Raw genomic sequence first — 15,500 nt, forward strand, 5'->3', positions numbered from 1 at the left:
GAAATGGCGTAAAATTGCATAAACGGCAATAACGATGAGTACTACAGATATCGTTAAAAGAAACATAATCATTTTCTCAGCTATAACATGGTCTCAAGCTAACTTAATTACTATGCTGAATCAATTAACGATGATTGATTTAAGATAAGTCTCAGGATGTGTGTTCAGTAAATAACTGTTTAAACAGTCGGATAGATGGGTTTTGGTACGAATGATAAGCGCTCGTGGTGCAGGGGTTGCCTCAGTGAAATACTATTGTAGAACCTAGTTTAAACAGCAATAAAGATATTTTTATTAGTTTAATTTGCATGCAAACTGTGAATATTCTATTTCTCAGATATTATACTATTTTTCTTATGGGATAAATCCTAAAAAATATAAGTGGCACGAATAGTTAACGGGGAGAAAAATAATTCTACGGGCCGTGCTTTCTCTTTCCTACGCCCGCCATATTGCCCATCGGCGGTCATGTGATGATTTCCGCGCCGGCAGATGTAGCCCTCGTCGCTCAGGCGCGGTAAATTACGCCCCTAAAAACAGCTTTAGCGGACAACAATACTATGAATCCTTTCTCAACCATCGCCGAATTGCAGGATCTGGCGCTGGACTTACCCCGTTTCGAACAAACGCTGGCACAGTTCGCCCAGAAGCTACAGCTTGATCTGGCGCAGTTTGATGCCGACCATATTTCGGTACGCTGCCACCAAAACGCTACGGCGGAACGCTGGCTGAGTGGCTTCCGGCAATGCGCTGACGTGATGTCCGACGCCATCATCAACGGTCGGCCGATTTATCTGTTCGATCTGCATCAGCCGTTGCAGGTGGGGCCGTGGCAAATTGATTGTATTGAACTGCCGTTTCCCGGTAACAAGCGTTACCCGCATGAGGGGTGGGAGCATGTGGAGCTGGTGATCGCCGGCGATCCGCAAACCCTGTATGCGCGCGCGCTGGCGCTGTTACCGGACGAAGCCCTGCTTGCGCCGGGCATTAAGCTGAAGCAGAGCGCGCCGCAGGGGGAAGGTGAGCGCTTGCCGAACCCGACGCTGGCGATTACCGATGGCAGCGTCACCATCAAATTCCATCCTTACGCCATTCGCGAGATCGTCGCCAGCGAGCGCGATTAGCCGGTCAAAGCATGCACTGCATGCTCGATACGCTCCAGCGCGCGTATCAGCAGTGCGCGCTGGCAACCGAAGTTTAAGCGTACGAAGCGGCGGTCGCCAAAGTCCAACCCGGGGCTCAGACCAACGCCGGCCTGCTCAAAGAAGGCATGCGGGTTATCGACCGGCAGCCCGCTGCAGTCAATCCATGCCAGATAGGTGGCTTCAACCGGCGACAGATGCAGACCCGGCAGGGCATTGATGCGCGTCATCACCAGATCGCGGTTGGCACGCAGGTAATCCAGCTGCTGGTCAAGCCACGGCTGTCCGTGCTGATAGGCGGCCTGCGCGGCGACCAGCGCCAGCACGTCGACCTCCGGCACCAGACCGCGACGCGTGCGACACAGCGAGCGGCGCAGACGATCGTTGGGAACGATCGCCATTGATGCGCCAAGTCCGGCGATATTAAAGGTTTTCGACGGAGACATCAGCGTCACGCTGCGCTGGGCGGCGTCCTCATTCAGCGCGGCAAACGGAATATGTTGCAGACCTGGCTCCAGCAGTAAGTCGCAGTGGATCTCGTCGGAACAGACGATCAAATCATGTTGCCGGGCAAACTGCTGCAGCGCCAGCAGTTCATCGCGGCGATACACCGTGCCGCCCGGATTGTGCGGGTTGCACAACAGCATCAGTTTTTCCCGGCCGTCAAGCTGCGCGGCGAGCGACGGCAGGTCTGGCAGCCAACGCCGGTTCTGCATGCGCATCGGCACCGACAGCTGGCGTCGTTCGGCAAACTGCGCGGCTTTGCGAAATGGCGGATAAATGGGGGAAGGCGCAATAGTGCCTTCGTCTTCAGCGGTAAACGCGCGCACGCACAGGTTCAGGCCGCAGACCAGTCCGGGCAGGAACACCAGCCATTCGGGCCGGATATGCCACTGGTAACGTTCCGCCATACGCTGAACGAAAAGCGCGATCAGCGCGGGAGAAGGGTGACCATAGCCGAACACACCGTGTGCGACTCGCTGGTGCAGCGCCTCGATCACCGCCGGCGGCGACTGGAAGTCGGTATCGGCCACCCACAGCGGAATAATATCGCGATCGTGATATTTATCCCATTTCACGCTGTCACTGTGACTGCGGTCTATCCATTGATCAAAATTGAATGCCATAGTTACTCCCTGAACTGTTTTTCGCTGATACTTGCAGCCTACGCGACAAGTATGCGGATAAACAAGACGGGTAGTGAGCTGGCCGTCATCTGGAGGTGATAATGATTAAACTGGAAGTTTGTTGCTATAGCGTCGATTGCGCGCTGACGGCTGAACGCGCAGGAGCGGATCGAATTGAATTATGCTCCAGCCAAAGCGAAGGGGGCCTGACGCCCAGCTATGGATCATTGGCGCTGGCGCGGGAGAGGCTGGCGATTCCGGTGCATCCCATCGTCCGGCCGCGCGCCGGCGATTTTTGCTATAGCTCCGTTGATTTCAGCGTGATGAAAAACGACGTGGCGCAGGTGCGCGAGCTGGGCTTCCCCGGCGTGGTAATTGGCATGCTGGACGAAGAGGGCCACATCGACCTGCCGCGCATGCGGGAAGTCATGGCGCTGTGCGGTGATATGGCGGTGACCTTCCATCGGGCGTTTGATATGTGCCAGAACCCGATGCAGGCGCTGCAACAGCTGACCGACTTGGGCGTGGCGCGCATTTTGACCTCCGGCCAGCAGCAGAATGCCGAGCTGGGGTTGCCGCTGCTGCGTGATTTACTGCAGGCCAGCCAGGGGCCGGTGATTATGGCCGGCGCCGGCGTGCGCTTAAGCAACCTGCACAAGTTTGTCGATATCGGTATTCGCGAACTGCACAGTTCTTCCGGCCATACCGTGCCGTCCACCATGCGCTACCGCAAGGCCGGTGTCACCATGTGCGCTGATAATGAATTCGACGAGTTCAGCCATTATTGCGTTGACGGTGAAATGGTGGAAGCGATGAAAGGCGCGCTGGAGCTGGTCGACCCGCTGGCGCAGAGCGCCTAGTTACCGAGACTGAATCTACACAAATCCTCTCTCGCCCGGCATTCGCCGGGTTTTTTACCTTCTATAAAAGCTTAACTAAGATTTTTCCTGTGATATATTCCCGCCGCAACGTTAATTTTTACATTATTAGGCAACATGATTAACCCGATAGTAACGAAGTTGAAAGTAGGGGGCGCGCGTTTGTGGCCGCATCCGTTAGCCGCAGGGAATAAAGAGATTGCGCTCGCCAGCCTTGGCGCGGGTCTGGGGCTGATGGTCGCCGGCTGGGTCAGCCACTGGATGTTGGGCAGCGTCAATTTATGGTTTGTCGCGCCGATGGGCGCCTCGGCGGTGCTGCTGTTTGCCGTACCGGCCAGCCCGCTGGCACAGCCCTGGTCGATTGTCGGCGGTAATCTGGTGGCGGCGCTGATTGGCGTCAGCTGCGGCAAACTGATCGGAGATCCGGGCATTGCCTGCGGCGTGGCCGCGTGCCTGGCGATTGGGATAATGTTTAAGCTGCGCTGCCTGCATCCCCCGAGCGGGGCGGTGGCGCTGACGGCGATCCTCGGCGGCGATGTCGTTAAACAGCTGGGCTATGCGTTTGTCTGGTCGCCGGTGTTACTCAACTCCGTGCTGATGGCGCTGCTGGCAATAGTGTTTAATAACTTGATGGGCAGACGCTACCCGCATGCGCTATCGCCCGCCGAAGCGAAGCCGGAACCGGTGCCGCTTGATGTGCCGATTACCCGCGCCGATCTGCATCAGGCGCTGATGGACGGCGAATTTCTGGATATTGATGAAGACGATCTGCAGGCGGTGCTGCAGCGCGCGGAACAGCTGGCGCAGCAGCGGACGGCGTCTTAACGCTGATTGATGCGGCGTATCGTTGGATACGCCGCGGAGAAAGTATCAGGGCTTTCTCGCCACCAGCACGGCGCGGCGCGGCGCCGGGTAGCCTTCACGGGTTTTCGTCGGGTCGTCGGGGTCGAGGAAGTCGGCCAGCGATTCGCTGGTCATCCAGCCGGTGCGGCGCTGCTCTTCAAGGCTGGTGACGCAGACGTCGGCCACCTTCACATCGACAAAACCGCATTTTTCCAGCCAGCCCTTCAGCGCTTCGGTGGACGGGATAAAGTAAACGTTGCGCATCTGCGCGTAGCGGTCGCCCGGCACCAGCACCTGATGGCGATCGCCTTCCACCACCAACGTCTCCAGCACCAGTTCGCCTTCACGCACCAGCTGATTTTTCAGCTGATACAGGTGATCCAGCGGCGAGCGACGGTGATACAGCACCCCCATGGAGAAGACGGTATCGAACGCAGCCAGCTCCGGCAGCTGTTCGATCCCGAGCGGCAGCAGATGCGCGCGCTGGTCGCCGCCCAGCAGCTTGCGCACCGCCTCAAACTGGCACAGGAACAGCTGCATCGGGTCGATACCCACGACAAACTGCGCGCCGGCGCCGAGCATCCGCCACATGTGGTAGCCGCTGCCGCAGCCGACGTCGAGCACGGTGCGGCCCGCCAGCGGCGAGATATGCGGCAGCACGCGATCCCACTTCCAGTCGGAGTGCCATTCGGTTTCGATATCGATGCCGTACAGGGAGAACGGCCCTTTACGCCACGGCATCAGCGTGCGCAGCATGGTTTCAATGCCCTCAAGCCGGCCGGCGGACAGCGGCTGGTTCATATCGGCGCGCACGCCGTTCAATAGGTCAAGCCGCTCCGGCGTCAGCAGTGGCAGGTGTTCCACCGCGTTGAACCACTGTTTGAATTTGCCGTGCAGCGATTCGCGCTGCCAGGCGCTGAGCTGTGCGGGCAGGGTGTCCAGCCAGTGGCTGAGCGGGCTTTTGGCTATTTGCTGGTAAAAATCGCCGAACTCGATCATGCGTTTTCTCCCGCTTTCAGGGCGATCAGCGAACCGAAGTTAAAGCACTGGAACCACACTTCCGCGTGTTCAAAGCCGGCCTGCTGCAGGCGCGCTTTATGGGCTTCGACCGAGTCGGTCAGCATGACGTTTTCCAACATGCTGCGTTTCTGGCTGATTTCCAGCTCGCTGTAGCCGTTGGCGCGCTTGAAGTCGTGGTGCATATTGAACAGCAACTCGCCGACCGGCGCGTCCTCGAAGCTGAATTTCTCCGACAGCACCAGCGCGCCGCCCGGGCGCAGCCCACGGTAAACCTGTTGCAACAGGCGCAGGCGGTCGGCAGGTTCGAGAAATTGCAGGGTGAAGTTCAGCACCACCATCGAGGCGTTCTCGATCTTGATGTCGAGAATATCGGCTTCAATCACCTCGACCGGCGTCTCGGCGCGAAAGGCGTCGATATGGCGACGGCAGCGCTCGACCATGGCCGGCGAGTTGTCCACCGCAATGATTTTACAGTCCGCCACGCTGATATTCCGCCGCATCGACAGCGTGGCCGCACCCAGTGAACACCCCAGATCATAGACCTGGCTGTGCGGCTGCACGAAGCGTTCCGCCAGCATGCCGATCATGGAAATAATATTGGAGTAGCCGGGCACGGAGCGCTGGATCATATCGGGGAACACTTCAGCAACGCGTTCGTCAAAGGTCCAGTCGCCCAGCTTGTCGATAGGGGCGGAAAACAGAGTATCGCGGTTTGGCATAGCGGCAAAAAATCAGGTCAGAATTCGAAGGGGCGTATTCTAACAGATATCGGCGTGAGAGATCACATTATCGATGCGGAAACAGGCGGCATCGCCGCCTGGAAAGCGAGGGTTCAGTGCAGCGAAAAGATCAGTTCCCATGGCAGATAGTAGGTATTCGCCAGCACCATCAGCACCAGGGAGATATAGGTGGCGGCCATACCTGAACGGCGCCAGCGGACTTCGCGGTTGCGCAGGCCATAGAAATGCACCAGACGTCCGGCGATCAGCATCAGGCCGCTGAGGTGAATCAGCCATATTTCTGCGCCGTTCATCTCCATCAGCACCAGCAGTACGGCGGCGATCGGAATATATTCTACGGCGTTGCCGTGTACGCGGATGGCGGTCTGCAACTCGTAAAAGCCCCCGTCGCCGTAAGCGACGCGGTACTGCATCCTGAGTTTGACTACGTCATAAGAGAGTTTGATTAACAACAATGCGCCGAGCACCACATAGAGCGCGCTTACCATTTTTAACTCCATTCCCTAACCAAAAACTGGCCCCTGCATAATAGCCGCCATTTGTTTGGCTGTCGCGGAGAAAAATCTGATGTAATACGCCAGATTAATTGGTTAAAACAGTGAATCCTGTTCGGGCCAGTCGGGTGCAGCAGGCAGCGACGGTATCTTTTCCCGCAGCAACTGCCAGATCTTTTGCGCCTGCTGCGGCGAATCACCGTTATCCGGCGTATGGATAAACAGATAAGGCGTATGCTGTTGCCAATCCGCCAGCTTATGTTGCCAGGCATCGAACCAGCGCAGGTTGTCGCCCAGTACGTTGCCGCCGATAAAACGCACCAGCGGATTGTCAGCGGTAACCAGAGCGTGTACCGGCAGCTTCGGCTTCTTTTGCTGGGCATCGCGTACCGCCGCACTGTTCGGCGCGGCGTGGTGCACCGGTCGGCTGTCTAAGATCACCCGGTTAATGCCGCGTTGGTGCAGCCCCTGGTTCAGCAGACGCTCTTCTTCGCCTTTGGCGAAGAAGGCGGGGTGGCGCACTTCGACGCCGTAGGTGAATGCGCCGGGCAGGGTGTCGAAAAACGCCCACAGCGCCGGCAGTTCCGCCGGACCGAAGGCCGCCGGCAGTTGCAGCCACAGCTGGCCGATACGCTGCTCCAGCGGCGCCAGGCACTGGTAAAACGCCTGCACGTCGGCGTCGCAATGGCGCAGCGCCGCCTTATGGCTGATTTCAGCGGGGAATTTGAAACAGAAGCGAAAATCGTCGTGGGTCATCGCTCGCCAGCGCTGCACGATCTCAGCTTTCGGCAGGGCATAAAAGGTGGTGTTGCCCTCGACGCAGTTAAAATAGCGGCTGTAGTCCGCCAGATCCCGCAGTCCGATGCGGTTCCAAGCGGGATGGTGCCATTGCGGTAATCCGATATACATCCGTTCCTTCGCAAGTTATCGGCTGCCCGGCGGGCGGGCAGCGCAAAATAGAAAGTGCTTACGTTAACCCGTCGCTTACAGCGCGGCAAGAATTTCGCTGGTGCTGCGTACGCGCGCCAGGCGCGGGAAGATATTCTGGAAGGCGAACTGGTGCATGTCCGCGTTCTGCGCGCTGCACATATCTTCGGCGATCACCAGTTCGAAGCCGCGTTCCCACGCGTCGCGCGCGGTGGATTCTACGCCGATATTGGTGGCGATGCCGCCGAGCACGATGCTTTTAATGCCGCGGCGGCGCAGCTGCAGCTCCAGATCGGTGCCGTAGAAGGCGCCCCACTGGCGTTTGGTGACCAGAATATCGTCATCACTGACCGCCAGCGTTTCCGGGAAGGTCCACCAGTTATCGGGCAGGCCGCCGACCGGCGGTGGAGAAGGCTGATCAACCGGCTGTTGCAGCGCTTCGGCAAAGCTTGCGGACCAGCCGACGCGTACCAAAATCACCGGTGCGCCAAGTGCGCGGAAGCGTCCCGCCAGATGGGCGGCGTGAGTGACGACCTGTTCAGCGCTGTGCGGGCCGCCGGCAAAGGGTAAAATACCCTGTTGCAGGTCAATCAGTACCAGAGCGGTGGTTGAGGTATCAAGTTTCAGCATGGCGTTGTCTCATTGCGAAAAGGGGGTTGGGCGGTTTGCCGCCGGGTTTGTAACAATCAAGCGTAAATCTAGGCTACGTGAACATTTGCGCCGCTGTTAACGGGAAATTTGTTAATCAATGTGTGGTTCGGACAAAAAGGCAGCATTTAGTCGCAGAACAATACGCGCTTCGCACTTATCGGGCGGATGAATTTCCTTTATAATGACCGCCTTTTTTCAACTCTCTTTAATCCAACGACCTATGCCGATTTATGAATATGCATGTGGTGCTTGCACTCATCGATTAGAGAAATTGCAGAAATTTTCCGATGCGCCGCTGACGGATTGTCCGGCGTGTGGGCAGCCTGCGTTGACAAAATTGATCTCCGCAGCCGGATTCCAGCTGAAAGGCACCGGCTGGTACGCGACTGATTTTAAACCGGGCAACAAGAGTTCATCAGATAACAGCGGCGCCCAGGGCAACACGTCCGGCGCGGCATCGGCTGAGTAAAAGGATAGCGTATGCGTACTGAATATTGCGGGCAGTTGAATCTGTCCCACGTGGGCCAGGAAGTGACTTTGTGCGGCTGGGTAAACCGTCGCCGTGATTTGGGCGGCCTGATCTTTATTGATATGCGCGATCGCGAAGGCATCGTGCAGGTGTTCTTCGACCCGGATAAAAAAGCGGCGTTCGACAAAGCGTTCGAACTGCGCAACGAATTCTGCATCCAGATCGTCGGCACCGTACGCGCGCGTCCGGACAGCCAAATCAATAAAGATATGGCCACCGGCGAAGTGGAAGTGTTCGCCCATGCGCTCGAGATTATCAACCGTTCCGAGCCGCTGCCGCTGGACGCCAACCAGACCAACAGCGAAGAAGCGCGTCTGAAATACCGCTACCTGGACCTGCGTCGCCCGGAAATGGCCGACCGTCTGAAGACCCGCGCCAAGATCACCAGTTTTGTCCGTCGTTTTATGGACGACCATGGCTTCCTGGATATTGAAACGCCGATGCTGACCAAGGCGACGCCGGAAGGCGCGCGCGACTATCTGGTGCCGAGCCGCGTACATAAAGGCAAGTTCTACGCGCTGCCACAGTCGCCGCAGCTGTTTAAACAGCTGCTGATGATGTCCGGTTTTGACCGCTACTATCAGATCGTCAAATGTTTCCGCGACGAAGACCTGCGTGCCGATCGCCAGCCTGAATTCACCCAGATCGATGTCGAAACGTCCTTTATGAGCGCCGAGCAAGTGCGCACCGTAATGGAACAGCTGGTGCGTGAACTGTGGCAGGATGTGAAGGGCGTGGATCTGGGCGACTTCCCGATCATGACCTTTGCCGAAGCGATGCGCCGCTACGGTTCCGACAAACCGGATCTGCGTAACCCGCTGGAGCTGGTGGACGTGGCCGAACTGGTGAAAGACGTCGAATTTAAAGTGTTCTCCGGCCCGGCCAATGATGCCAAAGGCCGCGTGGCGGCGATCCGCGTACCGGGCGGTGCGCAGCTGACCCGTAAGCAGATCGACGAGTACGGCGCATTCGTTAACATCTACGGCGCCAAAGGGCTGGCGTGGCTGAAAGTGAATGACCGTGCCGCCGGGATGGAAGGGGTACAAAGCCCGATCGCCAAATTCCTCAGCGCGGACGTGCTGGAAGCGATGCTGGCGCGCACCGACGCACAAAGCGGCGATATTCTGTTCTTCGGCGCTGACAGCAGCAAAATCGTCACCGATGCGATGGGCGCGCTGCGTCTGAAGCTGGGCCGCGATCTGCAGCTGACCAAGCTGGACGCCTGGGCGCCGCTGTGGGTGGTTGATTTCCCGATGTTCGAAGAAGACGACGAAGGCGGTCTGGCGGCGATGCACCATCCGTTTACCGCTCCGCGTGACTCCTCGCCGGAAGCGCTGGCGCAGGCGCCGACCGAAGCCATCGCCAACGCCTACGACATGGTGTTGAATGGCTACGAAGTGGGCGGTGGCTCGGTGCGTATTCACCGCAGCGAAATGCAGCAGACGGTGTTCAGCATTCTGGGCATCGACGAACACGAACAGCGTGAGAAGTTCGGCTTCCTGCTGGACGCGCTGAAGTACGGCACGCCGCCGCACGCCGGCCTGGCTTTCGGCCTGGATCGCCTGGTGATGCTGCTGACCGGCACGGAAAATATCCGCGACGTGATCGCCTTCCCGAAAACCACCGCTGCCGCCTGTCTGATGACCGACGCACCGAGCTTCGCCAACCCGGCGTCGCTGCAGGAGCTGTCCATCAGCGTGGTGAAAAAGGGCGCGGCGGACGACGCTAACTCAGAGAACGCGTGATGAACTATAAACGCCCCGAGTCGGTTCTGGTGGTGATTTATGCGCGTTCCAGCGGCCGGGTGCTCATGTTACAGCGGCGGGACGATACCGAATTCTGGCAGTCGGTGACCGGCAGCCTGGAGGCGGATGAATCGCCGCTGCATGCTGCGCAGCGTGAAATCAAAGAAGAAGTCGGCATCGATGTGGTGGCGGAGAATCTGCCGCTGTTCGATTGCCAGCGCTGCGTGGAGTTTGAACTCTTTGTCCACTTGCGACATCGCTATGCGCCGGGAACCACGCGTAATAAAGAGCACTGGTTCTGTCTGGCGTTGCCCGCAGAGCGCGATCCGGTGATTACCGAGCATCACGCCTATCGGTGGCTTGAGGCGGCGGAAGCCGTCAAACTGACCAAGTCATGGAGCAACCAGCAGGCGATTGAAGAGTTTGTGATTAATTCAGTCCAGTAGTTTTTTTTGGAGATTTTTTATGGCAGGTCATAGTAAGTGGGCCAACACAAAACACCGTAAAGCGGCGCAAGACGCCAAACGCGGTAAGATTTTCACCAAAATTATTCGTGAACTGGTCACCGCGGCCAAACTGGGCGGCGGCGATCCCGACGCCAACCCGCGTCTGCGCGCGGCGATGGATAAGGCGCTGTCCAACAACATGACGCGTGACACCATGAACCGCGCCATTGCCCGCGGCGTCGGCGGTGAAGACGACAGCAACATGGAAACCATCATCTATGAAGGTTACGGTCCGGGCGGCACCGCCATCATGATCGAATGCCTGAGTGACAACCGCAACCGCACCGTGGCGGAAGTGCGTCACGCCTTCACCAAGTGCGGCGGCAACCTCGGCACCGACGGCTCCGTGGCGTATCTGTTCACCAAAAAAGGCGTGATCACCTTTGCGCCGGGCCTGGATGAAGACAGCGTGATGGAAGCGGCGCTGGAAGCCGGTGCGGAAGATATCGTGACTTATGATGACGGCGCGATCGACGTTTACACCGCGTGGGAAAACCTGGGCGAAGTGAAAGACGCGCTGACGACCGCCGGCTTTACCGCCGAAGCGGCGGAAGTGTCGATGATCCCGTCGACCAAAGCCGATATGGATGCGGAAACCGCGCCGAAGCTGCTGCGTCTGATCGATATGCTGGAAGACTGCGACGACGTGCAGGAGGTTTACCACAACGGTGAGATCTCCGACGAGGTGGCGGCTACGCTGTAATGCGTGGTGAATATGGCGCTGCGCTGTTGCAGCGCCTGACGCCGTTGGCGGGCAAGACGGAGCGGACGACATAATGGCGATTATCCTCGGTATTGACCCGGGTTCGCGCATCACCGGCTATGGCCTGATTCGTCAGCAGGGGCGCCAGCTGTCGTATATCGCCAGCGGCTGCATTCGCACCGTCGTGGACGATATGCCGACGCGGCTGAAGCTGATTTATGCCGGCGTCAGCGAGATTATTACGCAGTTCCAGCCGGATTTCTTCGCCATCGAACAGGTGTTTATGGCCAAGAACCCGGACTCGGCGCTCAAATTGGGGCAGGCGCGCGGCGTGGCGATCGTTGCTGCGGTCAACCAGAATCTTGAGGTGTTTGAGTACGCCGCCCGTCAGGTCAAACAGACGGTGGTCGGCACCGGCGCGGCCGAGAAGGCGCAGGTGCAGCATATGGTGCGTTCGTTGCTTAAACTGTCCGCCAGTCCGCAGGCGGACGCCGCCGATGCGCTGGCTATCGCCATCACCCACTGCCACCTCAGCCAGAATGTGCTGCGGATGAGCGAAGGGCGGTTAAGCATGGCGCGCGGGCGTTTAAAATAAGCGTTATCAGGCTGCGAAGAGATTCCGGGCGGCCGGATATTCATACTGCCTCAGACTGCTGACAAAGCGCGTTATAAGAAGAGCGTGGCGATGGGGTCGTAGCGGCGTTAGCCGCCGGACAAATTTGCCGGGAGCAAATTTGAACAACCGACAGGTTGGCCCGCAGGGATGCGTCCCATAATGCTCCTCGTTACGCTAGGCCTGGGTATATCGGGCCATCAGATGGCTTTGCCATCAACTTCAGGCTGGATATTCATCCAGCCTTTTTTATGTTATAAGCTTAGCAGCATGGCATGGCTGCGGGCCGTGAACAAGAATTGAAGCTGGAGGGTAAATGATAGGTCGTCTCAGAGGTAATATCCTGGAAAAACAGCCGCCGCTGGTGTTGTTGGAAGCGAACGGCGTCGGTTATGAAGTGCATATGCCGATGACCTGCTTCTACGAACTGCCGGAGCTGGGGCAGGAAGCGATCGTATTTACCCATTTCGTGGTGCGTGAAGATGCGCAGCTGCTGTATGGTTTTAACGATAAACAGGAACGCGCGCTGTTTCGCGAGCTGATTAAGGTTAACGGCGTAGGGCCGAAGCTGGCGTTGGCGATCCTGTCCGGCATGTCGGCGCAACAGTTTGTCACCACGGTAGAGCGTGAGGAAATCACCGCGCTGGTGAAGCTGCCGGGCGTGGGCAAAAAGACCGCCGAGCGTCTGGTGGTGGAAATGAAAGACCGCTTTAAAGGGCTTAACGGCGACCTGTTTGCCAACAGCAGTGAGATCAACCTGCCGGCCAACGCCGGCAAGGCATCGGAAGCGGATATTGAAGCCGAGGCCGCTGCGGCGCTGGTGGCGCTGGGATACAAACCGCAGGAAGCCAGCCGTATGGTCGGTAAAGTGGCCAAGCCGGGCGCTGATTGTGAAACCCTGATCCGCGACGCGCTGCGCGCGGCCCTGTAACCGCCGGGATAAGGATAAGAAATGATTGAAGCCGACCGCCTGATCTCAGCCGAGCCGATCACGGAAGAAGAGGTGATCGATCGCGCCATCCGCCCCAAAATGCTGGCGGAGTACGTGGGCCAACCGCACGTTCGCGAGCAGATGGAAATCTTTATTCAGGCGGCCAGACTGCGGGGCGACGCGCTCGATCACCTGCTGATTTTCGGGCCGCCGGGGCTGGGGAAAACCACATTGGCCAATATCGTCGCCAATGAAATGGGTGTCAACCTGCGCACTACCTCCGGTCCGGTGCTGGAAAAGGCCGGCGATCTGGCGGCGATGCTCACCAACCTTGAACCGCACGACGTGCTGTTTATCGATGAGATTCACCGGCTGTCGCCGGCGGTGGAAGAGGTGCTGTACCCGGCGATGGAAGACTATCAGCTGGATATTATGATCGGCGAAGGGCCGGCGGCGCGTTCGATCAAAATCGATCTGCCGCCTTTCACCCTGGTCGGCGCCACCACCCGCGCCGGCTCGCTGACCTCGCCGCTGCGCGATCGCTTCGGCATTGTCCAGCGGCTGGAGTTCTATCAGGTGGCCGATCTGGAGCACATCGTCTCGCGCAGCGCCAGCTGCCTGGGGCTGACGCTGTCGCCGGACGGCGCACACGAGGTGGCGCGCCGGGCGCGCGGTACGCCGCGTATCGCCAACCGCTTATTGCGCCGGGTGCGGGATTTCGCCGAGGTGCGGGCCGACGGCCAGATGACCGGCGAAGTCGCGGCGCAGGCGCTGAATATGCTGAATGTGGATGCGGAAGGGTTCGACTATATGGACCGTAAGCTGCTGCTGGCGATTATCGATAAGTTTACCGGCGGGCCGGTAGGGTTGGATAACCTGGCGGCGGCGATTGGCGAAGAGCGTGAAACGATTGAAGACGTGATTGAGCCGTTCCTGATTCAGCAAGGCTTTATTCAGCGCACGCCGCGCGGACGCATGGCGACCAACCATGCCTATAAGCATTTCGGTATTGAGCGCGAAGAGTGACAGGAAGAATTGACGAAAAAAGGGTCGCGTAAGCGACCCTTTTTGCTGGCTAACGGCGATTACGCTTGCTGTTTTTTCGACAGGCTGAAGACAAACAAAATGGCTGCGCACAGCACCACCGACGGGCCGGCCGGCGTATCGTAAAACGCCGAGAAGGTCAGGCCGCCGGTTACCGCCAGCATGCCGACCAGTACGGCGATGCCGGCCATTTGCTCCGGCGTGCGGGCAAACCGGCGCGCGGTGGCTGCCGGGATAATCAGCAGCGAGGTAATAATCAGCGCGCCGACAAACTTCATTGCCAGGCCGATGGTCAGCGCGGTCACCATCATCAGCACGATGCGCGTGCGCGCCAGATTGACGCCGTCAACGTGTGCCATTTCCGGGCTGATGGTCATCGATAGCAGATTGCGCCACTGCCAGTAGAGCACCAACAGGACGATCGCCACGCCGACGGCAATCATCGCAATGTCATCCGTGGTCACCGACAGCAGATCGCCAAACAGGTAGGCCATCAGATCGACACGCACATCGGACATCAGCGCCACCACCACCAGGCCGAGCGACAGCGCACTGTGCGCCATAATGCCCAGCAGGGTATCCAGAGAGAGCTGAGGACGCCGTTCCAGCCATACCAGCAGCAGTGCCAGCAACAAGGTAACGGCGATTACCGCGTAAAACGGATTGATGTCCAATAGCAGGCCGAAGGCGACGCCCAGCAGCGACGCGTGCGCCAGCGTATCGCCGAAATAGGACATCCGGCGCCAGACGACAAACGAGCCCAGCGGGCCGGCGGCGGTGGCCAGCAGAATGCCGGCCAGCCAGCCGGGGAATAACAGTTCGATCATGCGTCACGACTCCCGGTTTTCTTTAATACGATACGTCCCTTTAAATCGTGACGGTGATTATGGTGATGGCGGTAAATAGCCAGTTGCTCTGCGCCGCGGTTACCGAACATGGCAATAAATTCGGGATGTGTCGACACCGCCTCCGGTGTACCGGAACAGCAGATATGCTGATTCAGACACAGTACTTCGTCGGTTTTTGCCATCACCAGATGCAGATCGTGGGAAACCATCAGCACGGCGCAGTCCAGCTCATGGCGCAGTTGGTCGATCAGATCGTACAGCGCCAACTGGCCGTTGACGTCGACGCCCTGCGTCGGTTCATCAAGCACCAGCAACTGCGGGCGGTTTAGCAGCGCCCGGGCCAGCAGCACGCGCTGTGTTTCGCCGCCGGACAGCTTTTGCATCGGCTGTTCCAACAGATGCGCCGCCTGTACCCGTTTGAGCGCCGGCAGAATATCTGCCTTTTTGACCCCGGGCTTGAGCCGCATAAACCGGCTGACCGTCAGGGGCAGGGTGGCATCCAGATGCAGCTTTTGCGGCACATAGCCGATACACAGGCCCGGCTGGCGCTCAATGTCGCCTTTGGTCGGCGCAATAAGGCCGAGCACCACGCGCACCAGCGTCGACTTACCCGCACCGTTCGGCCCCAGCAGCGTTAGTATGCGGCCAGGTTGCAGGCTGAGAGAAATATTCGACAGCACATTGCGGCTGCCGAACGAAACGGAGATATTTTTTAACGTTGTCAGTGTAGACATTTCTGATTACATCTTGCAGAACTTA

General features: G+C 58.4%; 18 protein-coding genes. 10 read left to right on the forward strand and 8 right to left on the reverse strand.

All coding sequences use genetic code 11. The features are described 5' to 3' along the window. Nucleotides 1-560: 560 nt before the first annotated feature. Nucleotides 561-1,124: a VOC family protein gene (locus HF675_RS10655; protein ID WP_187044579.1), complete on the forward strand. Its 564-nt coding sequence runs from the start codon at nt 561-563 to the stop codon at nt 1,122-1,124. Here the strand turns inward: HF675_RS10655 and HF675_RS10660 are convergent. Continuing rightward, complete coding sequence (locus HF675_RS10660) at nt 1,121-2,269, reverse strand: MalY/PatB family protein (protein WP_105231413.1); 1,149 nt, start codon at nt 2,267-2,269, stop codon at nt 1,121-1,123. The two genes, HF675_RS10655 and HF675_RS10660, sit on opposite strands and share 4 nt — an antisense overlap. 101 nt (nt 2,270-2,370) lie before the next feature. Here HF675_RS10660 and cutC point away from each other — a divergent pair, with 101 nt between their 5' ends. Next, entirely contained in the window at nt 2,371-3,129 is a 759-nt protein-coding gene (cutC, locus tag HF675_RS10665; protein ID WP_111736963.1) for a copper homeostasis protein CutC, read from the forward strand. 135 nt (nt 3,130-3,264) lie between these two features. Further along, nucleotides 3,265-3,972 carry an HPP family protein gene (locus HF675_RS10670; RefSeq protein ID WP_105231411.1) on the forward strand — a complete coding sequence of 236 codons (708 nt, stop codon included), beginning with the start codon at nt 3,265-3,267 and terminating at the stop codon, nt 3,970-3,972. Between the two features lie 45 nt (nt 3,973-4,017). On the opposite strand, the gene cmoB is transcribed toward HF675_RS10670, so the two are convergent. The 5 genes from cmoB to HF675_RS10695 form a co-directional block, all read right to left on the reverse strand. After that, entirely contained in the window at nt 4,018-4,989 is a 972-nt protein-coding gene (cmoB, locus tag HF675_RS10675; protein WP_187044580.1) for a tRNA 5-methoxyuridine(34)/uridine 5-oxyacetic acid(34) synthase CmoB, read from the reverse strand. Further along, nucleotides 4,986-5,729: a carboxy-S-adenosyl-L-methionine synthase CmoA gene (gene cmoA / locus HF675_RS10680; RefSeq protein ID WP_187044581.1), complete on the reverse strand. Its 744-nt coding sequence runs from the start codon at nt 5,727-5,729 to the stop codon at nt 4,986-4,988. The genes cmoB and cmoA overlap by 4 nt, the downstream gene beginning before the upstream one ends. Before the next feature lie 113 nt (nt 5,730-5,842). After that, nucleotides 5,843-6,238 carry an MAPEG family protein gene (locus HF675_RS10685; RefSeq protein WP_105231408.1) on the reverse strand — a complete coding sequence of 132 codons (396 nt, stop codon included), beginning with the start codon at nt 6,236-6,238 and terminating at the stop codon, nt 5,843-5,845. A gap of 102 nt (nt 6,239-6,340) precedes the next feature. After that, nucleotides 6,341-7,153, reverse strand: a complete 813-nt coding sequence (locus HF675_RS10690) for a DUF72 domain-containing protein (protein ID WP_105231407.1) — start codon at nt 7,151-7,153, stop codon at nt 6,341-6,343. Between the two features lie 75 nt (nt 7,154-7,228). Then, nucleotides 7,229-7,801 carry a hydrolase gene (locus HF675_RS10695; RefSeq protein WP_187044582.1) on the reverse strand — a complete coding sequence of 191 codons (573 nt, stop codon included), beginning with the start codon at nt 7,799-7,801 and terminating at the stop codon, nt 7,229-7,231. Between the two features lie 202 nt (nt 7,802-8,003). Here HF675_RS10695 and HF675_RS10700 point away from each other — a divergent pair, with 202 nt between their 5' ends. The 7 genes from HF675_RS10700 to ruvB all read left to right on the forward strand — a co-directional run bounded on the left by HF675_RS10700 (nt 8,004) and on the right by ruvB (nt 13,875). Then, entirely contained in the window at nt 8,004-8,291 is a 288-nt protein-coding gene (locus tag HF675_RS10700; protein WP_232251557.1) for a zinc ribbon domain-containing protein, read from the forward strand. Nucleotides 8,292-8,302: 11 nt separating this feature from the next. Continuing rightward, the gene (gene aspS / locus HF675_RS10705) at nt 8,303-10,096 is read left to right on the forward strand and encodes an aspartate--tRNA ligase (RefSeq protein ID WP_187044583.1); all 1,794 of its coding nucleotides are present in this window, start codon (nt 8,303-8,305) and stop codon (nt 10,094-10,096) included. Beyond that, nucleotides 10,096-10,542 carry a dihydroneopterin triphosphate diphosphatase gene (gene nudB / locus HF675_RS10710; RefSeq protein WP_105231404.1) on the forward strand — a complete coding sequence of 149 codons (447 nt, stop codon included), beginning with the start codon at nt 10,096-10,098 and terminating at the stop codon, nt 10,540-10,542. The genes aspS and nudB overlap by 1 nt, the downstream gene beginning before the upstream one ends. 19 nt (nt 10,543-10,561) lie before the next feature. Then, complete coding sequence (locus HF675_RS10715; protein ID WP_187044584.1) at nt 10,562-11,305, forward strand: YebC/PmpR family DNA-binding transcriptional regulator; 744 nt, start codon at nt 10,562-10,564, stop codon at nt 11,303-11,305. A gap of 73 nt (nt 11,306-11,378) precedes the next feature. Then, complete coding sequence (ruvC, locus tag HF675_RS10720; protein WP_015672619.1) at nt 11,379-11,900, forward strand: crossover junction endodeoxyribonuclease RuvC; 522 nt, start codon at nt 11,379-11,381, stop codon at nt 11,898-11,900. A gap of 334 nt (nt 11,901-12,234) precedes the next feature. After that, nucleotides 12,235-12,849, forward strand: coding sequence for a Holliday junction branch migration protein RuvA (gene ruvA / locus HF675_RS10725; RefSeq protein ID WP_105231402.1), 615 nt, complete (start codon nt 12,235-12,237; stop codon nt 12,847-12,849). 21 nt (nt 12,850-12,870) lie between these two features. Next, nucleotides 12,871-13,875, forward strand: coding sequence for a Holliday junction branch migration DNA helicase RuvB (gene ruvB, locus HF675_RS10730; protein ID WP_015672617.1), 1,005 nt, complete (start codon nt 12,871-12,873; stop codon nt 13,873-13,875). Between the two features lie 59 nt (nt 13,876-13,934). Here the strand turns inward: ruvB and znuB are convergent, their stop codons facing one another. Further along, nucleotides 13,935-14,720: a zinc ABC transporter permease subunit ZnuB gene (znuB, locus tag HF675_RS10735; protein WP_105231401.1), complete on the reverse strand. Its 786-nt coding sequence runs from the start codon at nt 14,718-14,720 to the stop codon at nt 13,935-13,937. Next, a complete protein-coding gene (znuC, locus tag HF675_RS10740) occupies nt 14,717-15,475 on the reverse strand; it encodes a zinc ABC transporter ATP-binding protein ZnuC (RefSeq protein WP_187044585.1) in 759 nt (252 codons plus the stop codon). Before znuC ends, znuB begins: the two co-directional genes overlap by 4 nt. Nucleotides 15,476-15,500: the final 25 nt, after the last annotated feature.

Origin of the sequence: Serratia sp. JUb9, assembly GCF_014298095.1 — a bacterium.
GTDB lineage: Bacteria > Pseudomonadota > Gammaproteobacteria > Enterobacterales > Enterobacteriaceae > Serratia_B > Serratia_B rhizosphaerae.

Coding starts and splice junctions, on each gene's coding strand:
- HF675_RS10685 (WP_105231408.1), bottom strand. CDS start 6,238: ATGGTAAGCGCGCTCTATGTGGTGCTCGGCGCATTGTTGTTAATCAAA.
- HF675_RS10695 (WP_187044582.1), bottom strand. CDS start 7,801: ATGCTGAAACTTGATACCTCAACCACCGCTCTGGTACTGATTGACCTG.
- cmoB (WP_187044580.1), bottom strand. CDS start 4,989: ATGATCGAGTTCGGCGATTTTTACCAGCAAATAGCCAAAAGCCCGCTC.
- znuC (WP_187044585.1), bottom strand. CDS start 15,475: ATGTCTACACTGACAACGTTAAAAAATATCTCCGTTTCGTTCGGCAGC.
- HF675_RS10700 (WP_232251557.1), top strand. CDS start 8,004: ATGACCGCCTTTTTTCAACTCTCTTTAATCCAACGACCTATGCCGATT.
- ruvB (WP_015672617.1), top strand. CDS start 12,871: ATGATTGAAGCCGACCGCCTGATCTCAGCCGAGCCGATCACGGAAGAA.
- HF675_RS10670 (WP_105231411.1), top strand. CDS start 3,265: ATGATTAACCCGATAGTAACGAAGTTGAAAGTAGGGGGCGCGCGTTTG.
- ruvC (WP_015672619.1), top strand. CDS start 11,379: ATGGCGATTATCCTCGGTATTGACCCGGGTTCGCGCATCACCGGCTAT.
- cutC (WP_111736963.1), top strand. CDS start 2,371: ATGATTAAACTGGAAGTTTGTTGCTATAGCGTCGATTGCGCGCTGACG.
- cmoA (WP_187044581.1), bottom strand. CDS start 5,729: ATGCCAAACCGCGATACTCTGTTTTCCGCCCCTATCGACAAGCTGGGC.
- nudB (WP_105231404.1), top strand. CDS start 10,096: ATGAACTATAAACGCCCCGAGTCGGTTCTGGTGGTGATTTATGCGCGT.
- HF675_RS10715 (WP_187044584.1), top strand. CDS start 10,562: ATGGCAGGTCATAGTAAGTGGGCCAACACAAAACACCGTAAAGCGGCG.
- HF675_RS10660 (WP_105231413.1), bottom strand. CDS start 2,269: ATGGCATTCAATTTTGATCAATGGATAGACCGCAGTCACAGTGACAGC.
- znuB (WP_105231401.1), bottom strand. CDS start 14,720: ATGATCGAACTGTTATTCCCCGGCTGGCTGGCCGGCATTCTGCTGGCC.
- HF675_RS10690 (WP_105231407.1), bottom strand. CDS start 7,153: ATGTATATCGGATTACCGCAATGGCACCATCCCGCTTGGAACCGCATC.
- aspS (WP_187044583.1), top strand. CDS start 8,303: ATGCGTACTGAATATTGCGGGCAGTTGAATCTGTCCCACGTGGGCCAG.
- ruvA (WP_105231402.1), top strand. CDS start 12,235: ATGATAGGTCGTCTCAGAGGTAATATCCTGGAAAAACAGCCGCCGCTG.
- HF675_RS10655 (WP_187044579.1), top strand. CDS start 561: ATGAATCCTTTCTCAACCATCGCCGAATTGCAGGATCTGGCGCTGGAC.